The following is a 20,794-nucleotide window of genomic DNA, read 5'->3' as shown; positions in this document are numbered from 1 at the left end:
TTCAGCATCCCGCCGCTTCAGCCGCGCAACTGGCATCACGAATGGCGCGGAATTCGTCGCCTGCATTCCAGTTCGGCCAGTCGTCCGAATTGCCCAGCGCGCGGGCGAGGCGCAGGTAGAGGTCGAGGTCCTGCATCACTCCTGCCCAGTCCCAGCTCTCGTCGTATTCGTCACCCGGCGCGTGGTAGCGATTGGTGTTGTAATCCTGATAGGCGGCCTGCCCTGCGGCGAAACCGCCCTCGACCAGCGTCTCGCCCGACTTGACATAGAACATCGGCACCCCGCGCTTGGCCAAGCTGAAATGATCGGAGCGGTAATAGCGCCCTGCCTGTGGCACCGCGTCGGGCGTGGCCACGCGGCCCTGTGCCGCCAGCGCGGCGGCGAGATAGGTATCGAGCTCGCTCTTGCCGCCGCCGATCACCGTCACGTCGCGCGCTTCACCGAGCACGTAGAGCGCATCGATGTTCACGCCGCCCACAGTACGATCGAGCGGATAGACCGGATTGGCACCGTAATACTCCGAACCGAGCAGCCCGCTTTCCTCCGCCGTTACCGCAAGGAACACCTGCGAGCGCGCGGTCGGCCCGGCGGCGACGTGCGCCTCTGCCAGCGCCACCAGCGCGGCGGTGCCGGTGGCATTGTCCACCGCGCCGTTACAGATCCGGTCCGCATCGTCGGGGTCGCCGCAGATGCCGAGGTGATCCCAGTGGGCGGTGTGCAGTACGACTTCGTCGGGCCGCTCGCTGCCGGGCAGAATGCCGATCACGTTCTGCGACGCATAGCGGCGGATCGTGTTGTCGAAGCTCGCGGAGACTTCCTGCTCCAGCGGCACGGCGCGGAAGCCGGGGCGGCTGGATGCGGCGATCAATTCGCCCAGATCATGCCCCGATGCTGCCACCACCCGCTCCGCCGCAGCGCGCGTCATCCAGCCGTTCATCGCGGTCGCATTGGCCCCGCCCCCACCCGTATCGGCATAGGCCTGCGCGCCGGTCCAGCCGTCCTGCACCACGTTCCATCCGTAGCTGGCGGGGAAATCCTCGTGAATGATGATCGCCGCCGTCGCGCCCTGCCGCGCGGCTTCCTCGTACTTGTAGCTCCAGCGCCCGTAATAGGTCATCGCCCGGCCGTTGAACGGGCCTTCAAGCCCCTCGCTGGCATAGTCGGCATCGTTTACCAGGATGAGCGCGGTCTTCCCCTGCATGTCGAGGCCCGCGTAATCGTTCCAGCCGCGTTCGGGGGCATTGATGCCGTAGCCGACGAACACCAGTTCACTGTCGCTTATCTCAGTGCGCGCCACCTGCGGATAGCTGACCCCGACCCATTCGCTGCCGTGCGCGAACTGCTGATTGCCGATGGTGAGCGGGGTGAAATTGCTGCCGGTGATTTCGACCAGCGGAACGTCCTGAACCCAGCTGCCATTGTTGCCGGGCTGCAGGCCAGCGGCGGCAAATTGCTCGACCAGATAAGCGACCGTCCGCTCACCCCCCGGCGTGCCCGGCTGGCGGCCTTCGAAAGCATTGGAAGACAGCGTGCGGGTGACATCCTGCATGGTTTCCAGCGACACTTGCCGGCCTTGCGGCGCAGAAGCAGTGGTGCAAGCAGCGAGCGCGAGCATGGCTGCGGGGGCAAGGATGCGGATCATGGAGGGCCTCTCGGAGCGCGATATCGACGTTGTCGCCATGTGGCATTGCAATGCCGATAGGACAAGCCGCGCTTGCCCGCTGCGCCCGGTGCGGGCAGAGGCTTCGGCATGGTACCGGACTGGCAGTGGGCAATCGATCGCGCGCGGGCGCATTCGCCGTTCCTGCGGCTGGCGCTGGAGCGGCGGCCCGAACTGGTCGAGCTGCTGACGCAGGGGCGAGGCGACGAAGCGCTCGCCTTGGCCAAGGCAAGCGGCGCAGATATCGCCGACACCGGCGAGGCCTTGCGCCGCGAACGCCTGTCGCTGGCGCTGGTGCTTGCCGTGGGCGATCTGGCGGGGGTATTCCCGCTGACGCAGGTGATGGCCGATTTGAGCAGCTTTGCCGACCGCGCGCTCGATACCGCCATGCTGGCGGCGGTGCAGCGCCGCGTGCCCGACGGCGATACCAGCGGATTCTTCGCACTGGCGCTGGGCAAGCAGGGCGCCTGCGAACTCAATTACTCCTCCGACATCGATCCGATCCTGCTCTACGATCCCGATCTGATCGCAAAGCGCGAGCGGGACGAGCCGGGCGAGGCGGCCCAGCGCTATGCCCGCCACGTGGTCGAACTGCTCTCGCAACCCAGCGGCGAAGGCTATGTCCTGCGCGTCGACTTGCGCCTGCGCCCGGCGAGCGAGGTCAGCCCGCTGGCAATCCCGGTGAACGGAGCGATCGCGCATTACGAAAGCTCGGCGCTGGCGTGGGAACGCGCCGCCTATATCCGTGCGCGCGCAGCAGCGGGGGACATTGCGGCGGGCGAACGCTTCCTCGCCGACATTCGCCCGTTCGTCTGGCGCAAGAGCCTCGATTTCACTGCCATCGAGGAGATCCGCCGCCTCACCGCGCGGATTCGCTCGGCCTACAAGGGTCCGCTCCAGCCGGGGCCGGGGTTCGATGTCAAGAAGGGTCGCGGAGGGATTCGCGAGATCGAATTCTACGCCCAGACCCAGCAACTCATCTACGGCGGGCGCAATCCGGTGCTACGCTGCCGGGGCACCCGTGCGGCGCTCGATGCGCTGGCAGGGGCGGGCGTGATCGGTAGCGAGGATGCGCGCGTGCTTGGCGAAAGCTACGACCGGCTGCGCGCCATCGAACACCGGCTGCAAATGGTCGATGACCGGCAGACCCATGCCATTCCCGCCAGCGCCGAAATGATCGACAATGTCGCGCAGCTCGACGGGTTGGCCGATGGCGCAGCTCTGCTGGCAGAACTGACCGAAGTCTGCGGCGCAGTGGCAGCGCGCTACAGCGACCTGCTGGGTGAGCATGACAGCGCACCGGTTTCGGTCAACGTGCCCGCCGATTTCCAGAGCAAGTTCGATGAGCGGGTGGAGCATTGGCGCGGCACCATCCGCGCGCTCCGATCATCGGAAGCGAGAGCGGCCTTCGCGGCGATGCAAGGCGAACTGTTGCAGGCCTTGGCCGATGCGCCTGAGCCGGAGCGAGCGCTGGCGCGGTGGGAGACCTTCCTCTCGCGGCTGCCCACCGCGATCAACCTGTTTCGGCTGTTCGAGGAGCGCCCCGGCCTGCTCGAACGGGTACTGCGCATCCTCACGCTCGCCCAGCCGCTCGCCGATGCACTGGCGCTCCGGCCCGAACTGCTCGACGTGCTGTTCGATGCCAGCGGGGGCGAATTGCCCGGCGATGTCGCTTCGCTGGCCGAGCGGATGGGCGCGAGCGAGGCGGGCGATTACGAAGCGCGGCTCGACCGGTTGCGGCAAGTGGTGGGGGAGGAGCGATTCGCGCTTGGCGTGCAGATGATCGATTGCCGCCACGATCCGCTCGCCATTGCCGAGGGGCTGTGCCGGGTGGCCGAAGCGGCAGTGGCCACCGGGGCCGTCGCCGCCACCGACGAATTTCGCGCCACTCACGGCGTGATCGCGGGCAGCGAACTGGTGGTGCTGGGGCTGGGGCGGCTGGGCGGCGGGGCGCTGACCCATGCTTCCGATCTCGACGTGGTGTTCCTGTTTACCGGCGAGATCGGCGAGGAATCGGACGGGCGGCGACCGCTATCCTCCACGCTCTATTACAATCGCCTCGCCACCCGCGTTACTGCGGCGCTGAGCGTGCCTACCGCCGAGGGCGCGCTCTACGAGATCGACACACGGCTGCGCCCACAGGGCAAACAGGGGCCGCTGGCGGTAAGTTTCACGGCATTCGAACAATACCAGCGCGTGGATGCCTGGACCTGGGAACACATGGCGCTCGCCCGCGCGCGCCCGCTTTATGGTTCTGCGGCGGCGAAGGCGCAGCTTGCCGCAATTGTCGAGGGGGTGCTGCAAACGCCACGCGATCCGGACACGCTGCGCGCCGACGTGCTGACAATGCGCAGCGAAGTGCTGGCGGCCAAGCCGCCGCAGGGCCCGCTCGATGTCAAATTGCTGCGCGGGGGGCTGATGGATTCGGAATTCCTCGTCCATTACCTGCAATTGCGCGAAGGCAAGGGGCTCGCTCCAGCGTTGGAAGTAGCGATCGGCGGGCTTGCGGATGCAGGATTGCTTTCGCGCGAACACGCCGACAATCATCTAACACTCACCCGCTTTCTCGTCGCTGCGCGGCTGTTCGCGCCCGATGGCAGTGAACCAAGCGACGCAGCCAAGCCGGTGCTGGCCCTGGCCTGCGGGCACCCTGACTATTCGGACCTGTTGCAATCGCTGCTGACAGCGCGGCAAGGAATTGCGGCGCAATGGCAGCGGCATTTCGGCGAGAGACTGGAGATCGAGTGATGACCAAGCAGACTGACACCGGCGAACTGATGCCCGATGTGGCGATGACCCTGCCCGACGGAAAGACCGTGAAGCCGTCCGATTTTCGCGGGAAGCCGCTGGTGATGTTCTTCTACCCGAAGGACGACACGCCCGGTTGCACCACCGAAAACAAGGACTTCACCGCACTCAAGGCAGAGTTCGATGCAGCAGGCCTCGCTTTGCTTGGGGTGAGCAAGGACCCGCCGAAGAAGCACGAAAAGTTCATCGCCAAGCATGGCCTTGCCGTCCCGCTCGCATCGGACGCGGAAAGCGACGGGATTGCCGATGCGCTGGGCATCTGGGTCGAAAAGAGCATGTACGGTCGGACCTATATGGGCATGGAACGCACCACCTACCTGGTCGATGCCGAAGGCCGGATTGCGCAGGTCTGGCGCAAGGTGAAGGTCAAAGGTCACGCCGAGGAAGTGCTGGCGGCAGCAAAGGCGCTCTGACGATTCGCACCTGGCGGTCTGGCGCAAAGACTCAGTTGACGGGGAATTTGTCGGCCAGCGAAATTGGCCGGGCGAATTGCGCGAACCTTCGGCGCGACGCGATAGAAATGGCGGACTGCCCGGAAATGTCCGGTTTTTGTTGCGATTGAATCGATTGCGCGCAGTCGAAAACGGCGATTGTAAACGACTCGCCGTGTCTTGCAGGCAACCCGTCGCGCGATCCCGACGCTGCTGTTGCCTAGTTAACTTTTTCCCGCATACCCACAATCAACGAGACGGCGGGGGGTTCCGACCATCTCAAAAAAACACCTTTCCGCTTCCGCCCACGGGCATCTGCGGGGATCAGAATTGGGCGTGCAAGCGCCTGACAACGAAGAAAAAAGGGATCGCACCTTGTTGAAGATCACCACTATTCTCGCTGCCAGCGCGATGTTTTTTGCCACCCCGGCCTTGGCCGATGAAACTACTCCCACCGGCGCTATCGAGGCCACATCCGCCGTCTCCGGCGGTGTCGATGCAGAGTTCAGCGAATTGTTCGCTTCGTGGGAAAGCCTCGAAAACGGCGGTCGCGTTACCGCAACGGGAGAGATCCACGCTGCTCCGCGCATTGCTGTTTCCGTTCCGTCGCGGATGCCGGTGGACGGCGTAACGCTGACCAGCGGCTTCGGGATGCGCAATCACCCGATTCTCAACCGCCGCGCTCGCCACAACGGCGTCGATCTCGCCGCTCCGCACGGCACTCCGGTTTACGCGACGGCAGACGGTATTGTCGAAATGGCGCAATGGTATAGCAGCTACGGCAACTACGTTCAGATCGGGCACGGCGCGGAGATGGAAACCCGCTACGCCCATCTTTCCAGCTACACCGTCAGCTCTGGTGAGCAGGTGCGCTCCGGCGACCTGATCGGTTATGTCGGTTCGACTGGTCGCTCCACCGGTCCACATCTGCATTACGAAGTGCGCGTGGCGAATGAAGCAGTGAACCCGATTCCCTATATGGTCGCTCAGATCGATTCGACCGATGCCGGTTACGCGGCGCGCGGCGGTCCGGAAGAATAAATCTTCGTCAACTGGTCGTGCTTTGAATGAGGCGGGCCGCGATGCCCGCCTTTTTCGTTTCGGCGGCTTATTTCGCCAGCAGCCGCTCAGCCATCGCCCGCACCTGGGCGCCCATATCTTTGCGTTCCAGCGCCAGTGCCAGCGTCGCTTCGACATAGCCGAGCTTGCTGCCGCAATCGAAGCGCCGCCCGGCGAATGTGACCGCATGGAACGGCTGCTGCCCGATCATTCGCGCCATCGCATCGGTTAGCTGGATTTCCCCGCCCGCACCCTTGCCCTGGTTTTCCAGCGTCCGCATTACTTCGGGCTGGAGGATGTAGCGGCCCGAAATGATCTTGTTGGACGGGGCCTGATCCACCGGCGGCTTCTCCACCAGCCCCAGCACTTCGGTAAGTGCGCCCGAGCTGGCACCCGGATCGATCACGCCGTAACTCGAAACTTCCTCGTGCGGAACTTCTAGTACCGAAATCAGATTGCCTCCGACCTCGTTATAGGCCTCCACCATCTGCGCCATGCAGCCCGGCTCACCGACCATCATCTCGTCCGGCAGCAGGATCGCGAAGGGCTCGTCTCCCACGATTGCCCGCGCACACCAAATCGCATGGCCAAGGCCGAGGGGCACCTGCTGGCGCACGGTAATGATGTCTCCGGGCGTAAACCGGCTCGAATCGAGCACCCCGAGATCCTTGCCGCGCTCTCTCATCGTCGTTTCGAGTTCGTAGGCGACATCGAAATGCTCGACGATGGCGGTCTTGCCGCGTCCGGTGACGAAGATCATCTGCTCGATCCCCGCCTCGCGAGCCTCGTCCACCGCATACTGGATCAGCGGCTTGTCGACGATCGGCAGCAGCTCCTTCGGGATCGCCTTGGTGGCGGGAAGGAAACGGGTGCCGAGTCCGGCAACGGGGAATACGGCTTTGCGGATGGGTTTGCGGCTGCTCATGCGCTATTGGTGGACAATGGCAGCGACACGGTCAACCGCCATTGTTTCGCGGCAGATTCACGTGTCGGGGCAAGCTGGCGTGAACCATCGAGGGCGCAGTGCGTTGTCTTGGCATCGAAAGGAATTTCATATGCTTATCAAACTCGCCGCTCTCGGGGCCATCGGCTATGCCGGGTACCGCTATTATGAAAAGAACCAGTCAGAGAAGAACGAAGCCTTCGCCGCCGGGCAGGCCGGAGGGAGCAACTTTGCGCAAGTCCGCGATGCCGGACCGGGCGCTACCGCCACAGGGAAACGGGACACATGGGATAGCATCGACGAAGCCAGCGACGAAAGCTTCCCCGCCAGCGATCCGCCTGCAAACTACTGAGGCACCTGCCGCCGCAGATCGGCAACGAGCCACAGCCTGACCGCCGTCGCGAGGCCGGGTGCATTCCCGGCCTCGATTCGCTCGGCATCGATTTGCGCCACCACGGCGTTGAGCGGCAACCCTTCCCGTTCTGCTACGGCTTGCAGCATTTCCCAGAAAAGCGGTTCGAGGCTGATCGAGGTCTTGTGCCCGGCGATCTCGACCGAGCGTTTGACCGGGGGGTGGTAGGGTGTGGTCACAAGCCGACATCACCACTGACTACCGAACAAGTCACGCCAAAGTGATCGCTTACGTTCCCGTCGTTCAAGCGCAAGTTAGATAGGACTCCGCATTCCTGCTTCTGTAAATCGCGTGACAAGCATATGTGATCAATGGTCTGCTTACCATCGGGACCATGCAAACCCTGTGTTGCTGCCGGGAAGCGCTTGAGCACATTATGGTCGAGCAATTCCCACATTTCGCGCTTTTGCCATTTGGGCGGAATCCGTTGGTTGAAGTCCCCCAACACGATCACTCGGTCCTTCATGTTTTCCAGAAAACAGCCCAGCTCCTCCAAATAGCGCTGGTGATTGGCCCATAGCCGGTTGGCGGAGAGCTACGCCGCCCAGAGAAGCGATAGGGAATGCAAACCCCAACCACTGTCGTCATTCCGAGAGATGTTACCGTCCGCCCGGCCGCAAATCCCGATTGGCACAGCCATTCGCTACCCTGCAAGGCGCCCCAAGGTTGTGCACTCCATAGCAGGACACGTCGGCGGACTGGTGGTGACAGATTGGCCCAGGATTCCAGTACGTGGCCGGCACTGGAAAAGTATCCGGTCTGTGCTTCCGTCAGACACACGATCTCCGGCCCCGCTAGACGCAAGCGCTCCGCGATTAGCTGCCCATCGCGCGACTGTGGATCGCGCCACTCGCAGTTGAAGGTAGCAATGATGGCTTCGGCCATCACCCAAGTCCTCAATACATATGCTGGCCGCCGTTGATCGAGAGCGTTGATCCGGTGATGAATGCACCTTCCTCGGATGCCAGGAAACTTACCCCGCGGGCGATTTCGCTTGCCTGGCCGAGTCGGCCGACGGGAATTTTGGCGACGATCTTTTCCAGCACGTTTTCCGGCACCGCAGCGACCATGTCGGTGTCGATATAGCCCGGCGCGATTGCGTTCACGGTGATGCCGTAGCGCGCGCCTTCCTGTGCCAGCGCCTTGGTGAAGCCGTGGATGCCGGACTTGGCGGCGGCATAGTTCACCTGCCCGTATTGCCCGGCCTGCCCGTTGATCGAGCCGATGTTGATGATCCGACCCCACTTGCGGTCTTTCATGCCTTCGAACGCGGCCTTGGCCATGTTGAAGCAGCCGCCCAGATTGGTGCGCATCACGTCGTCCCAGTCCTGGTAGCTCATCCGCATCAGCGTACCGTCGCGGGTGATCCCGGCGTTGTTGACCACGACTTCGATTGGGCCGACTTCCTCGGTGATTCTGGCGCAGGCGGCCAGCGTTGCCTCATGGTCGCCCACGTCGAACTTGTAGGTAGCGATCCCGGTGTCGGCGGTGAACTTGCGCGCGGCTTCGTCGTTCCCGGCGTAGCTGGCGACGACGGTGAAGCCATCGCGCTGGAGTGCTTCGCAAACCGCCCGCCCGATGCCGCGCGTTCCCCCGGTGACGACTGCTACCTTACCCATGCTTCGCACTCCCTCATGTCCGGTCGCTTGCCGACCTCGTGGCAAACCTTACGCAGGGGCAGGGAGCGGCGCAAAGAAAAACCCCGCCGAAGCGGGGTTCTGCATACCAATTCCAAAGCCCATTTCTCCGGGCGTAAGGATCAGAATCGGAACTGGGTGCCGACGTAAACCGCCTGGCTGTCCTGCTGGTCAACATCGGGCAGCGGCACGATGTCGCGGTCCTGTTCGTAGCGGACACCGGCGGTAATATCGAGATTGCGCGTCAGGCTGTAGCTGCCGCCAACATCGAGCATCTGGTCGCCCAGCGATTCGCGAGCATCGCGCGCGGCGACCGGCGGGCTGCGATCCAGTTCGACGCGAGCGGCAAAGCGGCTATCGTCCTGCTGCGCGCGCGAGCGCGGCTCGAACGTAGCGAGATCGGGGATGTTTGCCTCCGACAGCGAACGGGACAGCGCGGGCGCACTTGCTGCCGCACTGCGCGGGGCAGCGGCAAGCGAGGTATTGGCAAAGCTGCCGTAGCCGCGGGCAATGCCGAGATTGTAACGTGTAGGCGCAAGCCGCAGTCCGCTGACAAGGCCAGTATCGCGGCCCGAAGCGATCGAAGTCGATGCGGCCAGCGCCTGCGCCATTTCCTGATCGACGCGCACGGCGACGGTCACCGACCGTTCCGCGCCGGACGAAGCGGCACCGGCGGGCGTAAAGCGCATCATTCGCGTCTGGCCGCCACTGCTCTGGGCGATCATCTCGGCAATATCGGGATCCGCCGAAGCGGGCGTGAAAGCGAACTGGCTACCTGCGCCGAGCGCACCGCTATCGCTGAGCATGCCCACGGCAAAAACCGAGCTGGGCAGCGCGACGGCCAGCATCGCGGCAGACGCTGCGAACGCCACCTTACGTGCTGCACTGTTGCGAATCTTGCCCATGACCCTGCCTGTTTACTCCCTGCGCGGTGCACCCCGGATTAATGGGCGGATGAATGAAAAGAATCACCCCGCACACCATCCAGACTCGTTCGTTACCTGCTGGTTCCTGCTTTTGCTACCGTTCACAAGCGGATAATGCTGCTTTTGTCAGACTGTTGCAGGCTAGGCACAAATTTTGAGCGCTATCGTGCCAATTCACTGCCACGTTGCCAGCACCCCCGCATTAAGCACGGGTTCACCACTTGCACGCGCATTTGTGCCCCTTGATGCCGCTTCGCCTTGCCGCGTGGCCAGCGGCTTGTATAGAAGCGGCACAGCAGGGCCCTGCGGCCCTTCCACCCGATTGCAGGAAACATGATGGCCAATTTCTCCCTTCGCTCGACTGCCAGCGCCGCGCTTCTCGGTCTCGCCACTCTCGGCCTGACGGCCTGCGGCAGCAGCGGAAATGACGAGCGGTTGCGCGCCGATCTGGCGGCTTCGCAGGTCACTTCCATCGGGGTGAACGCCTATCTCTGGCGCGCCGCGCTGGAAACGCTGTCTTTCATGCCGCTGACGCAGGCAGACAGCGCGGGCGGGGTGCTGATTACCGACTGGTATGTGAATCCGGACAGCCCTAACGAGCGGGTCAAGGTTTCGGTTTCGATCCTCGACCAGGATCTGCGCGCCGATGCGCTGCGCGTTGCCGCCAGCCGCCAGACCTTGCAGGGCGGCCAGTGGGTCGAGGCGCCGGTGCAGGCCGCCACGATCCAGCGGTTGGAGGACATCATCCTCACCAAGGCGCGTGACCTTCGGCGTTCCACCGTCCTCTAAGTCCCGCTAGGGGGACCCAATGAGCACCGAAAGATTCGATCCGTCCGCAGCAGACGGGCGCTGGCAACGCGCCTGGGATGAAGCCCGCAGTTTCGAGGCGGATTCCGCCAGTAGCAAGCCCAAGAGCTATGTCTTGGAGATGTTCCCCTATCCCAGCGGGCGCATCCACATCGGCCACGTGCGCAATTACACCATGGGCGACGTGCTGGCGCGGTTCCGCAAGATGCAGGGCTACGAAGTCCTGCACCCGATGGGCTGGGATGCTTTCGGGATGCCTGCCGAGAACGCGGCGATGGAAAAGGGCGTCCACCCAGCCGGCTGGACCTACGCAAATATCACCACGATGAAGGGCCAGTTGAAGCAGCTGGGCTTCGCGCTCGACTGGAGCCGCGAATTCGCCACCTGCGATCCGGAATATTACGGGCACGAGCAGGCGCTGTTTATCGACCTGTTCGAGGCGGGCCTCGTCTATCGACGCGAGAGCGAGGTCAACTGGGACCCGGTCGACATGACCGTGCTCGCCAACGAACAGGTGATCGACGGCAAGGGCTGGCGCTCGGGCGCGGAGGTGGAGAAGCGCAAGCTCAACCAGTGGTTCCTCAAGATCACCGCTTTCGCGCAGGATCTGCTTACTGGGGTGCAGGGGCTCGAACACTGGCCCGCCAAGGTGCGGACGATGCAGGAAAACTGGATCGGCAAGAGCCAGGGGCTGGAATTTTCCTTCGATCTTTCCAGCGGCGACAGACTGCCCGTTTACACCACCCGGCCCGATACGATCTTCGGCGCCAGCTTCGTCGCCGTGGCAGCGGATCATCCGGTGGCGCAGGGCGTGGCGATGAACAATTGCGAGGCCGCGCAGTTCATCGCGCTGTGCAAGAAAGGTGGCACCACGGCGGCGGAACTCGAGACGGCGGAAAAGCTCGGCTTCGATACCGGTATCTCCGCGCGCCATCCGTTCACCGGCGTGAACCTGCCGGTCTACATCGCCAATTTCGTGCTGATGGATTACGGCACCGGCGCAATCATGGCGGTGCCGGGCCACGACCAGCGCGACTTCGAATTTGCGACCAAATACGATCTGCCGATTCCGCGCGTGGTTGCATCAAGTGTGCAGGAAGCAGCCAAGCCTTTCGACGGTCTCGCGGAGGCAGGGGAAGGCGTTTTGGTGAACTCCGGCTTCCTCGACGGAATGAGCGTGGAAGACGCCAAGCGCGAGGTCATCACCCGCGCCGAGGCAGGCGGCTGGGGCAAGGGCACCACCGTCTGGCGGCTGCGCGACTGGGGCGTCTCTCGCCAGCGTTACTGGGGCACGCCGATCCCGTTCATCCACTGCCCGGCCTGCGGCGTGGTGCCAGTGCCGAAGGACCAGCTCCCCGTGAAGCTGCCTGAGGATGTCGATTTTTCGACGCCGGGCAATCCGTTGTCGCGGCACCCAACCTGGAAGCACGTCGCCTGCCCCACATGCGGCGGCGCGGCGGAGCGGGAGACCGACACGCTCGATACTTTCGTCAATTCCTCGTGGTATTTCCTCCGCTTCGCGAGCCAGCCTGCCGACAAGCCGTTCGATGCCGCCGAAGTCGCGCAGTGGCTGCCGGTGGACCAGTACATCGGCGGGGTCGAACACGCGATCCTGCACCTGCTCTACGCCCGCTTCTGGACCCGCGCGCTCGCCCATGTCGGCAAGCTGGAAGTGCAGGAACCGTTTGCGAGCCTGTTTACGCAGGGGATGGTGACGCACGAGACTTATCAGGTATTTATCCCGAACGAGAAGGGTGAGACCCACGCGCCCCGTAGCTACTTCGTTACCCCCCATGAGGTAGAGCGTCGTGGCGGTAAGGTCTTCGAGATCGAAAGTGGCTTGGAAGTCGAAGTTGGCCGCGTCATCAAGATGTCCAAGTCGAAGAAGAACGTCGTCGATCCGGAGGACATCATTGCCCAGTACGGGGCCGATGCGGTCCGCTGGTTCATGCTCAGCGATAGCCCGCCGGAGCGCGACCTGCCGTGGTCCGAAAGCGGGATCGAGGGCTGCTGGCGGTTCGTCCAGCGGCTGTGGCGGCTGTTCGGGCAAGTCGGCGCTGGCGGCGCCGAGGCTGACGCCAATCACGACGGGTCGCTCGATCGGAAGGTGCACCAGACGATTGCCGGAGTGACCGCCGATATCGAGGCGCTGTCGTTCAACAAGGCGGTGGCGCGGATCTATGAATTGACCGGAGCCATTGAAAAGGCGGAGCTTTCGGCCAGCCGCTCCGATGCCATCCGCACCCTGCTGCACCTCGTCTCGCCGATGATGCCACACTTGGCGGAAGAGGCCTGGGCGCAGCGCGGCTGGTCCGGGTTGATTGCCGAAGCGCCCTGGCCGACCGTCGATCCGGCACTGCTGGTGGAGGACGAAGTCACCATTGCCGTGCAGCACAAGGGAAAGCTGCGCGACACGCTGACCGTCGCCAAGGGCCTGCCGCAGGCGGAGCTGGAAGCGCTTGCGCTCGCCAGCGAGAAGGTCCAGCGTTCGCTTGATGGCGCAGAGGTTCGCAAGGTGATCGTGGTGCCCGACAGGCTGGTAAACATCGTCACATGATGCGGCTCGTCGCCCCGCTTGCCCTGCTGCTCACCCTCGCCGCCTGCGGCCTCCAGCCGCTGTATGCCGGTGGCGCGAGCGGAGCCCTCGCAAGCGGGCTGGCGCAGGTCGAAGTAGCGCCGATTCCCGGCAACGAGGGCTGGCTCGTCACCAATGCGCTGGAAGACCGGCTCGGGCGCGGTCAGGCGAGTGCTAGCGGCGCGCAGTACCGCCTCGACGTGGTGCTCGACGACCGGCTCGAAGGCCTCGGCCTGCTGACCGACGATACCGTCGGGCGCGAACGCCGCACTCTGCGTGCCCGGTATCAACTGGTGGAAGTTGCAACCGGCACCATCCTGGTTGACGCCACCGCCGGATCGGATGCGGGGATCGACGTGGTCGGGAGCGAATATGCCACCATCGCCGCCGAACAGACCGCGCTGGAAAACCTCGCGGTGGAAGTCGCCGACCAGATCGTTACGCGCCTGTCCCGGGCCTTGCGCGACCGCGCAGAGTCTGGGCAGCCGTGAAGGCGGGTCATCGCGACTATCTGAAGGTCGCCAAGCGCAGCGGCGCCGCATTCCGCCTGCACTTTTTCTGCGGCCCGGACGAGGCGGGCGCGTCTTCAGCCGTCGCCAAGCTGGTCGAGCTGCTGCCGGAAGCAGGCGAGCGGATCGACCTGTCGGGCGCGGACCTGCGGAGCGACCCCACGCGGCTGGTGGACGAGGCCCGCTCCACTTCGCTGTTCGGGGATAGCCGCCATATCGTCGCCCGCGTGTCCGGCGAGGATGCGCAGGCCGCCGTCGCCAGCTGGTGTGAGCTGGCCGACCGGGGCGAAATGGCGCAGGGCTGGCCGATCTTCATCGTCGCCACTTCCGCCACCGACAAGGCGCGCACGGCTGCACCCTTGCTGAAGCGCGCCGATGCGCTGGTGGCAATGTTTTACCCGCCCGATATGACCGATCTCGTCGCCGACGTGCGCGCGCGGGGTTACCGGCTGGGGCTGCGGGTCGATGTCTCATTGGCCGAGACGATTGCCCACGCTGCGGGCATGGATGTGCGACTGGCGCTATCAGAGGTTGAGAAGCTGGCGCTCTATTGCGATGCCTCGCCGCAAGCACCCAAGCAGGCGGATCGCGCGGCTTGGGAGGCCATTGGCGCTTCAACAGAGGATGACGATTTCATGCCGCTGGTCAATGCCTCGCTTGGTGCGGAGCTGAACCGTTTGCCCGCCGAACTGGTGCGGCTGCGCGAAGTTGCGATGAATCCCGTGGCGGTTGCGCTGGCGATGGAACGCCGCGCCGCGCAACTGGCCATTCTCGCGCCCAAATTGCGTCAGGGGCAGGATATAAAGGCGCTGCTCAGCTCGCACGGGGTGTTCTTCAAGGAGCACCGTTTTGTCATCGAGCAATTGAAACTCTGGAGTTACGCTCGACTGGAAAAGCTCATCCCGCGCTTGGCAGATCTACATCGATTGCTGCTCGCCAATAGCCAGACTGCCGAACTGCTGCTGGCCCGCGAACTCACCAATATCGCACGCTACGCCGCTGCAAGGCGGTGAACTCAACCAAGTCGGACCAACCATCCCGGAAGTTGTAACATCTGATATTATGGTTTACTCCGGCTAGGTATTTCTACATATGCAGATTGGCGCGCTGGGGGGCGTGCATTGCATATGGTTGACGGGCTTAAAGTACGGCAAGTCGAGACTGATCGGCTATCCGGCGCACTTCTCGAAGGTGGCGCGCTGTGCGGGGCCCTGGCTGAGGTAAGGCTGGTCCGAACCGAACTTCCGACGGCTCCTGTAAATGGACTTGTCCGGTCGCTCGAACAATGGAGGCTGCGAGCCTATCTGGCGTTACTGGTTGGTGATGTCGTGATCCTGCTGGGCAGTTTTCTGGCAGTGTCGGTGATCTACTTCGGCACAATCACCAACTGGGCGATGCTTCAGGGTGGGATGCTGTCGGCCTATGTCATCCTGCCGCTCTATCTTACCATTGCGCTGTATAACGGCACCTATTCGCGTCGTTCGTTGACCGACTGGCAAGCTACTTCGATCAAGGCGATTGCCGCGTTGCTGCTATCTGCAGCGTTGCTAAATTTGCTGGCGTTTTTCGCCAAGAGCAATGCCGAACTTTCGCGGCTCGTCTTTGCGGTCGGCCTGATAGTCTCCATTGTGCCGCTCGTCGCGCTGCGAATTGGCATGACGAAAGCGATCAGGCGGAAATTCGGGCGAAGCGTGATCAACCGGCTGGTAATTCAGGCCGGAGGGCCCCCCATCGACCTTCCCTATGCACAAGTCATCGATGCGGTTGCGCACGGACTCCGTCCCGATGCGGGCGACCCCTGGGCGCTCGACCGGTTGGGCAAATACTTGCGCAACATGGACGAAGTTATCGTCAGTTGTTCGGGTAACGATCGCGGTGATTGGGCACGTGTCCTGAAGGGCACGGGCATTCACGGCGAGGTTCTTCACCCGCTCTCGCGGGAAATCGGCGCTATCGGGGTGGTTCATCACGATGTCGCCGGGGTTTCTGCATTGCAGGTTTCGACGGGACGACTGGGAATGCGCGCCCGTGCGGCGAAACGCGGGTTCGATATCGTCGTATCGCTAAGTGCACTGGTTTTGCTTGCTCCGTTGATGCTGCTGGTGGCGCTGGCAATCAAGCTGGAAGATGGTGGGCCGGTGTTCTTCGTCCAGCAGCGCATGGGCCGGGGCAACCAGCTCTTCGACATCCTCAAGTTCCGCTCGATGCGTGCGGCCGATGCGGCGGGCGACCGCTCAGCTGCGCGCGATGATGATCGAGTAACGCGGATCGGGCGCTTCATCCGCAGGACCAGCATCGATGAATTACCGCAACTTCTCAATGTATTACGTGGAGATATGGCAATCATCGGCCCGCGTCCACATGCGTTAGGATCGAAAGCGGGAAGCAAGCTGTTCTGGCATGTTGATCGCAACTACTGGCAGCGGCACGGCTTCCGGCCCGGCATCACGGGGCTGGCGCAGGTGCGCGGACATCGCGGCGCTACCGATACCGAAGAACATCTCACTGACCGGCTCCTGGCGGATATGGAGTATATGCAGAACTGGAGCCTTTGGCGCGATATGGGCATTTTGCTCGCCACCCTGCGGGTGCTGGTGCACGACCGCGCGTTCTAGACTGTATCTAGACCTTCCGCTCGCCTTCCAGAAAGGCGCGATAGGCATCGGCGATACCATCCCGCAGCGCAATCTTCGGTTCCCAGCCCATCGCCGCGATCTTGTCGCCGCTCATCAGCTTGCGGGGCGTGCCGTCGGGCTTGCTGGTATCTTTGATGATGCTGCCGGTGAAGCCGACCACGTCGCAAACCATCTGCGCCAGCTCGATGATCGGCAGGTCGGTTCCGGAGCCCAGGTTCACGTGCTCCTCGCCCGAATATCCTTTCAGCAGGAATACGCAGCCATCGGCCAGATCGTCGACATGGAGGAATTCGCGGCGCGGGGAGCCGGTACCCCAGATCTCGATAGATTCGGCCCCAGCCAACTTCGCTCCATGCGCCTTGCGGATCAGCGCGGGCAGGACATGACTGTTGGCAAGGTCGAAATTGTCTCCGGGGCCATACAGGTTGGTCGGCATGGCGCTGATGAAATCGCATCGGTACTGGCGACGATAGGCCTGACACAGCTTGATCCCGGCGATCTTGGCGATCGCATACCATTCATTGGTCGGTTCGAGCGGCCCGGTGAGCAGCGCATCTTCCGGGATCGGCTGGGGTGCCAGGCGCGGGTAGATGCACGAAGAACCGAGAAACAGCAGCTTTTCCGCGCCTTGGCGGTAAGCGGCTTCGATCAGGTTCGCCTCGATCATCAGGTTGTCGTAGAGAAATTCGGCAGGGTACGTATCATTGGCCAGAATCCCGCCGACCTTGGCAGCCGCCACTACTACGGCATCGGGCCGGTTGGCGGCAAACCAGTCGCGCACCGCCGCCTGCTCGCGCAGGTCGGTGGAGCGGTCCGAGGTCAGGACTTCGCAATTCTCGCTTGCCAGTCGCCGCACGATTGCGCTGCCGACCATGCCTTTGTGGCCGGCGACATAGACCCGCTTGCCCGCCAGCGCGTAGGCCATCAGTCGAAGCCCGCGATCGGTTCGGCGCGCATCACTTCCAAGTCTGCCAGCACCATTTCCCGCGCGAGGTCGCGGGGTGAGGTTTCGTGTTCCCAGCCCAGCTTGGCCTTGGCCTTGGCCGGATCGCCGAGCAGCAATTCGACTTCGGTAGGGCGGAAGTAGCGCGGATCGACTTCGATCAGGCAGCGCCCATCGGAGACGGCATAGCCCTTTTCGTCCACGCCCTCGCCGCGGAATTCGACCGGAATGCCCGCATCCTCGAACGCCCAGCGGACGAATTCGCGCACTTCGGTGGTGATGCCGGTGGCAAGCACGTAATCGTCGCTCTCGTCTTGCTGCACCATCAGCCACATGCCGCGCACATATTCGCGCGCATGACCCCAGTCGCGCTTGGCATCGAGATTGCCGAGATAGAGCTTTTCCTGCCGCCCCAGCGCAATGGCGGCGGCGGCGCGGGTGATCTTGCGGGTGACGAAGGTCTCGCCGCGCAGCGGGCTTTCGTGGTTGAACAGGATGCCGTTGGAGGCGTGGATGCCGTAGGCCTCGCGATAGTTGACCGTGATCCAGTAGGCATAGAGCTTGGCCGCAGCGTAAGGGCTGCGCGGGTAGAATGGCGTCGTCTCGCGCTGCGGCACTTCCTGCACCAGCCCGTACAATTCGGACGTGGAGGCCTGGTAGAAACGGGTCTTCTTTTCCAGCCCGAGAATGCGGATCGCCTCGAGCAACCGCAGTGTACCGATAGCATCTGAGTTGGCGGTATATTCCGGCGTTTCGAAGCTGACCGCGACGTGGCTCTGCGCGGCCAAGTTATAAACTTCGTCCGGCTTCACCTCCTGCATGATGCGGATCAGATTGGTGCTATCGGTCAGGTCGCCGTAATGCAGGTGGAACTCCTGGTTATCGACGTGTGGATCCTGATAGATATCCTCGATCCGCCCGGTGTTGAAGCTGGAGGAGCGGCGCTTCACCCCGTGAACTTCATAGCCCTTTTCGAGCAGCAAGTGGGAAAGATAGGCGCCATCCTGTCCGGTGACGCCAGTAATGAGTGCGGTTTTGGCCAAGGTTTATTCCCACATCTGTGAACGGTTGCGATTGCGGCGGTTAGCGGCATCACCCGAAGCTGGCAATCCGACTTGTGCCCTTGTTTTTCAGGCGCGCGCGAACATTGTCACGGTGTCGGCGCGCCCGCTGGCGCAGGCTTGGCGCTGCTGTGCCAGCAAGGGTGCATATTCGGAGGGATCGAGCGGTTCGCGGGCCATGCTGGTCCGACCGCGCCGCAGGTGCAGGCTGCCCCGAACGCCGAATTCGTTGTAATCGTCACGGATCAAGGTGACTTCCAGGCCTGCCCGCTTCGCCGCGATCCGGAGGCTCTTGCGGCTATGCAGGTAGAAATGCCGGGGCGGATCGAGATGGGCCCAGTTTTCGCCGAAATGGTCCGCCGCCCAGCTGTCGATCACCGGGACGCGGATGATCGCCGTGCCGCCGGGATTCAGCGCGCGGCGAACCTGCCGCAAAGTCTCGACCTGATCGACGACGTGCTCCAGGCTGTGGTGCATCATCACCACGTCAAATAGCTCGGTAATCGCGGCAATATCGCGGTTCTGCACGATCACTTCACCATTTTCGATCACTTCACGATCGATGAAAGGATCGGTCCCGCGCGCGTCATACCCCATCGCCCGCAGCGAGCGGAGGAACTCGCCCGCGCCGCAACCGACATCGAGGATGCTCGCCGTTTTCGGCACTCCGGCAATTGCGCGCCAGTTGCCCTGTTTGTACCAGTCGAAACCGCCGGCTAGCGCGGCGGGAGCGTTCAGCGTCAGCCAGTCGCGCAGCTTTTCCTTCAGCCCGCGATGGCGCGGTGCGAAGGAATAGTATCCCTTACCGTAATGCTCGGCCATGTCGGCGGGCGGGTCGACGATCTGCAAGCAACCGCAGGCCGCACAGGCGCGATAGTCGAAAGGTTTGCGGGTGCCGAACATCATTTCATGCAAGATGCGGACTTCGCCAAGCGCGCTCGCATCGCAGATCCGGCATTGCGGCGCAGTCGCCATTGTCAGTCCTTCGCCTCGCAGCCGGAAGCAGCAGCCCTACCAGCGCAAGGTTGTGCAGTGCAATAAGCGGTTGCGGGGACTGCGGCGGATCAACTACGGGAAAATACTGGTCGGCAAGGTCCGGCAAAGGGGCTCTCGGTGAAGGTTGCCATTTTCGGACTCGGCTATGTCGGTAGCACCGCTGCGGGCTGCATCGCGCGCCAGGGTCACACGGTTATCGGCGTGGACGTCAGCGAAGCGAAGGTCGCCACGATCAATGCGGGGCGCTCTCCGGTGCGTGAGCCGGGGCTCGATGAACTTGTGGCCGAGGCGCGCCAAGCCGGATTGCTTGGCGCGCGATGTGACGTGGGCGACGCGCTGGATGATTGCGATGTGGCAATCGTCTGCGTCGGCACGCCCAGCGGGGTCGATGGGGCGCATGACATGCGCTACGTGATGCAGGTCACACGCGATATCGCCGCCGCCATGCGCCCTGATCGCGCCCGCCCGCTGACCGTTGCCTACCGTTCGACCATGCGCCCTGGATCGTGTGAGCACTTGATCCTGCCGATCTTTCGGGCTGCTTTGGGAGAGCGAACGGGAGAGTTGGTTGAGCTGGTCTACAACCCCGAATTCTTGCGTGAAGCGAGCGCCATCCAGGACTATTTCGCGCCGCCCAAGATCGTGATCGGCACTGTGGGTGGGCGGCCGAGCGCGGACATGGAAGCGCTCCACCTCGGTATCGAAGCGCCTACTTTCCATGTCGGCATTCGCGAGGCCGAGTTGACAAAATTCGTCGACAATAGCTGGCACGCGGTGAAAGTGGCTTTCGCCAACGAGATCGGCCGGGTCTGCCAGCAGCTCGACATCTCGGCAGGGCAGGTACACGACATTTTCGTTGCCGATACCAAGCTCAACATTTCGCCCGCCTACACCCGCCCCGGCGCGGCGTTTGGCGGTTCGTGCCTGCCCAAGGATGTTCGCGCACTCCAGCACATTGCCTCCGATGTCGGGGCGAATACCCATCTCGTCGATGCGCTGATCCGCAGCAACGAAGCGCACAAGCACCACCAGTTCCGGCTGGTGACACAGGGGCTGGAATCGGGCGCGCGGGTGCTGCTGGTGGGTTTGGCGTTCAAGCAACATACTGATGATCTTCGTGAAAGTCCGGCTGTGGACCTGGCGCGCAAGCTGCTCGATGCGGGCTTCGCGCTCGACATCCATGATCCGGGGCTGGAACCCGAGCATCTCATCGGCCAGAACCTCGGCTATGCTTTCGCCATTCTCCCGACCATCGAGACGCTGCTGGTGGACAAGGCCACGGCGGAAAGCCGCACCTATGCGCGGGTGATCGCCACCAACCGGCTGGTCGATGCGCTCGATCTCGGCGAGACCCCGGTGATCGATGTGAGCCGGATCGCTTGAGCACTGAC

Annotated in this window: 19 protein-coding genes; 10 read left to right on the top strand and 9 right to left on the bottom strand. The window is 63.3% G+C overall.

Going from position 1 to position 20,794, the window contains the following annotated elements:
* Nucleotide 1 precedes the first annotated feature (1 nt).
* The gene (locus JY451_06625; GenBank protein QZH76214.1) at nucleotides 2-1,642 is read right to left on the bottom strand and encodes a M28 family peptidase; all 1,641 of its coding nucleotides are present in this window, start codon (nucleotides 1,640-1,642) and stop codon (nucleotides 2-4) included.
* Nucleotides 1,643-1,750: 108 nt separating this feature from the next.
* Between JY451_06625 and JY451_06620 the strand changes: the two genes are divergently transcribed.
* The 3 genes from JY451_06620 to JY451_06610 all read left to right on the top strand — a co-directional run bounded on the left by JY451_06620 (nucleotide 1,751) and on the right by JY451_06610 (nucleotide 5,940).
* On the top strand, nucleotides 1,751-4,408 hold the full coding sequence (locus JY451_06620; protein QZH76213.1) for a glutamine-synthetase adenylyltransferase: 2,658 nt from the start codon (nucleotides 1,751-1,753) through the stop codon (nucleotides 4,406-4,408).
* Complete coding sequence (locus JY451_06615) at nucleotides 4,408-4,881, top strand: peroxiredoxin (GenBank protein QZH76212.1); 474 nt, start codon at nucleotides 4,408-4,410, stop codon at nucleotides 4,879-4,881. The genes JY451_06620 and JY451_06615 overlap by 1 nt, the downstream gene beginning before the upstream one ends.
* 429 nt (nucleotides 4,882-5,310) lie before the next feature.
* On the top strand, nucleotides 5,311-5,940 hold the full coding sequence (locus tag JY451_06610; GenBank protein ID QZH76614.1) for a M23 family metallopeptidase: 630 nt from the start codon (nucleotides 5,311-5,313) through the stop codon (nucleotides 5,938-5,940).
* 67 nt (nucleotides 5,941-6,007) lie between these two features.
* Here the strand turns inward: JY451_06610 and galU are convergent, their stop codons facing one another.
* The gene (gene galU / locus JY451_06605; protein ID QZH76211.1) at nucleotides 6,008-6,883 is read right to left on the bottom strand and encodes a UTP--glucose-1-phosphate uridylyltransferase GalU; all 876 of its coding nucleotides are present in this window, start codon (nucleotides 6,881-6,883) and stop codon (nucleotides 6,008-6,010) included.
* A 130-nt stretch (nucleotides 6,884-7,013) separates the two neighbouring features.
* Between galU and JY451_06600 the strand changes: the two genes are divergently transcribed.
* A complete protein-coding gene (locus JY451_06600) occupies nucleotides 7,014-7,253 on the top strand; it encodes a hypothetical protein (GenBank protein QZH76210.1) in 240 nt (79 codons plus the stop codon).
* Here JY451_06600 and JY451_06595 read toward each other — a convergent pair.
* The 4 genes from JY451_06595 to JY451_06580 all read right to left on the bottom strand — a co-directional run bounded on the left by JY451_06595 (nucleotide 7,247) and on the right by JY451_06580 (nucleotide 9,855).
* The gene (locus JY451_06595) at nucleotides 7,247-7,492 is read right to left on the bottom strand and encodes a ribbon-helix-helix domain-containing protein (GenBank protein QZH76209.1); all 246 of its coding nucleotides are present in this window, start codon (nucleotides 7,490-7,492) and stop codon (nucleotides 7,247-7,249) included. The two genes, JY451_06600 and JY451_06595, sit on opposite strands and share 7 nt — an antisense overlap.
* Entirely contained in the window at nucleotides 7,489-7,809 is a 321-nt protein-coding gene (locus JY451_06590; GenBank protein QZH76208.1) for a hypothetical protein, read from the bottom strand. The genes JY451_06595 and JY451_06590 overlap by 4 nt, the downstream gene beginning before the upstream one ends.
* A 400-nt stretch (nucleotides 7,810-8,209) precedes the next feature.
* On the bottom strand, nucleotides 8,210-8,932 hold the full coding sequence (phbB, locus tag JY451_06585) for an acetoacetyl-CoA reductase (GenBank protein QZH76207.1): 723 nt from the start codon (nucleotides 8,930-8,932) through the stop codon (nucleotides 8,210-8,212).
* A 140-nt stretch (nucleotides 8,933-9,072) separates the two neighbouring features.
* The gene (locus JY451_06580) at nucleotides 9,073-9,855 is read right to left on the bottom strand and encodes a hypothetical protein (protein ID QZH76206.1); all 783 of its coding nucleotides are present in this window, start codon (nucleotides 9,853-9,855) and stop codon (nucleotides 9,073-9,075) included.
* 357 nt (nucleotides 9,856-10,212) lie between these two features.
* Here JY451_06580 and JY451_06575 point away from each other — a divergent pair, with 357 nt between their 5' ends.
* From JY451_06575 to JY451_06555, 5 genes are all read left to right on the top strand, one after another.
* Nucleotides 10,213-10,665, top strand: coding sequence for a DUF3576 domain-containing protein (locus JY451_06575; protein QZH76205.1), 453 nt, complete (start codon nucleotides 10,213-10,215; stop codon nucleotides 10,663-10,665).
* 19 nt (nucleotides 10,666-10,684) lie between these two features.
* A complete protein-coding gene (locus JY451_06570) occupies nucleotides 10,685-13,240 on the top strand; it encodes a leucine--tRNA ligase (protein QZH76204.1) in 2,556 nt (851 codons plus the stop codon).
* Nucleotides 13,237-13,749, top strand: a complete 513-nt coding sequence (locus JY451_06565; GenBank protein QZH76203.1) for a hypothetical protein — start codon at nucleotides 13,237-13,239, stop codon at nucleotides 13,747-13,749. Before JY451_06570 ends, JY451_06565 begins: the two co-directional genes overlap by 4 nt.
* On the top strand, nucleotides 13,746-14,780 hold the full coding sequence (locus JY451_06560; GenBank protein QZH76202.1) for a DNA polymerase III subunit delta: 1,035 nt from the start codon (nucleotides 13,746-13,748) through the stop codon (nucleotides 14,778-14,780). The genes JY451_06565 and JY451_06560 overlap by 4 nt, the downstream gene beginning before the upstream one ends.
* A gap of 114 nt (nucleotides 14,781-14,894) precedes the next feature.
* Nucleotides 14,895-16,382, top strand: coding sequence for an exopolysaccharide biosynthesis polyprenyl glycosylphosphotransferase (locus tag JY451_06555; protein QZH76201.1), 1,488 nt, complete (start codon nucleotides 14,895-14,897; stop codon nucleotides 16,380-16,382).
* Between the two features lie 7 nt (nucleotides 16,383-16,389).
* Here the strand turns inward: JY451_06555 and JY451_06550 are convergent, their stop codons facing one another.
* From JY451_06550 to JY451_06540, 3 genes are all read right to left on the bottom strand, one after another.
* Nucleotides 16,390-17,316 carry a GDP-L-fucose synthase gene (locus JY451_06550; GenBank protein ID QZH76613.1) on the bottom strand — a complete coding sequence of 309 codons (927 nt, stop codon included), beginning with the start codon at nucleotides 17,314-17,316 and terminating at the stop codon, nucleotides 16,390-16,392.
* 11 nt (nucleotides 17,317-17,327) lie between these two features.
* Nucleotides 17,328-18,389 carry a GDP-mannose 4,6-dehydratase gene (gmd, locus tag JY451_06545; protein ID QZH76200.1) on the bottom strand — a complete coding sequence of 354 codons (1,062 nt, stop codon included), beginning with the start codon at nucleotides 18,387-18,389 and terminating at the stop codon, nucleotides 17,328-17,330.
* An 87-nt stretch (nucleotides 18,390-18,476) separates the two neighbouring features.
* A complete protein-coding gene (locus JY451_06540) occupies nucleotides 18,477-19,382 on the bottom strand; it encodes a class I SAM-dependent methyltransferase (protein ID QZH76199.1) in 906 nt (301 codons plus the stop codon).
* Between the two features lie 138 nt (nucleotides 19,383-19,520).
* On the opposite strand from JY451_06540, the gene JY451_06535 reads away from it, so the two are divergent.
* Nucleotides 19,521-20,786: a nucleotide sugar dehydrogenase gene (locus JY451_06535; GenBank protein QZH76198.1), complete on the top strand. Its 1,266-nt coding sequence runs from the start codon at nucleotides 19,521-19,523 to the stop codon at nucleotides 20,784-20,786.
* Nucleotides 20,787-20,794: the final 8 nt, after the last annotated feature.

Origin of the sequence: Erythrobacter sp. (assembly GCA_019739335.1) — a bacterium.
Classification (GTDB): Bacteria; Pseudomonadota; Alphaproteobacteria; order Sphingomonadales; family Sphingomonadaceae; genus Alteraurantiacibacter.
Note: the sequence above shows the minus strand (reverse complement) of the source record. Positions and strands in the feature narration are given on the sequence as shown.

Coding starts and splice junctions, on each gene's coding strand:
- JY451_06555 (QZH76201.1), top strand. CDS start 14,895: ATGGTTGACGGGCTTAAAGTACGGCAAGTCGAGACTGATCGGCTATCC.
- galU (QZH76211.1), bottom strand. CDS start 6,883: ATGAGCAGCCGCAAACCCATCCGCAAAGCCGTATTCCCCGTTGCCGGA.
- JY451_06625 (QZH76214.1), bottom strand. CDS start 1,642: ATGATCCGCATCCTTGCCCCCGCAGCCATGCTCGCGCTCGCTGCTTGC.
- JY451_06620 (QZH76213.1), top strand. CDS start 1,751: ATGGTACCGGACTGGCAGTGGGCAATCGATCGCGCGCGGGCGCATTCG.
- JY451_06570 (QZH76204.1), top strand. CDS start 10,685: ATGAGCACCGAAAGATTCGATCCGTCCGCAGCAGACGGGCGCTGGCAA.
- phbB (QZH76207.1), bottom strand. CDS start 8,932: ATGGGTAAGGTAGCAGTCGTCACCGGGGGAACGCGCGGCATCGGGCGG.
- JY451_06615 (QZH76212.1), top strand. CDS start 4,408: ATGACCAAGCAGACTGACACCGGCGAACTGATGCCCGATGTGGCGATG.
- JY451_06600 (QZH76210.1), top strand. CDS start 7,014: ATGCTTATCAAACTCGCCGCTCTCGGGGCCATCGGCTATGCCGGGTAC.
- JY451_06610 (QZH76614.1), top strand. CDS start 5,311: ATGTTTTTTGCCACCCCGGCCTTGGCCGATGAAACTACTCCCACCGGC.
- JY451_06580 (QZH76206.1), bottom strand. CDS start 9,855: ATGGGCAAGATTCGCAACAGTGCAGCACGTAAGGTGGCGTTCGCAGCG.
- JY451_06565 (QZH76203.1), top strand. CDS start 13,237: ATGATGCGGCTCGTCGCCCCGCTTGCCCTGCTGCTCACCCTCGCCGCC.
- JY451_06575 (QZH76205.1), top strand. CDS start 10,213: ATGGCCAATTTCTCCCTTCGCTCGACTGCCAGCGCCGCGCTTCTCGGT.
- JY451_06540 (QZH76199.1), bottom strand. CDS start 19,382: ATGGCGACTGCGCCGCAATGCCGGATCTGCGATGCGAGCGCGCTTGGC.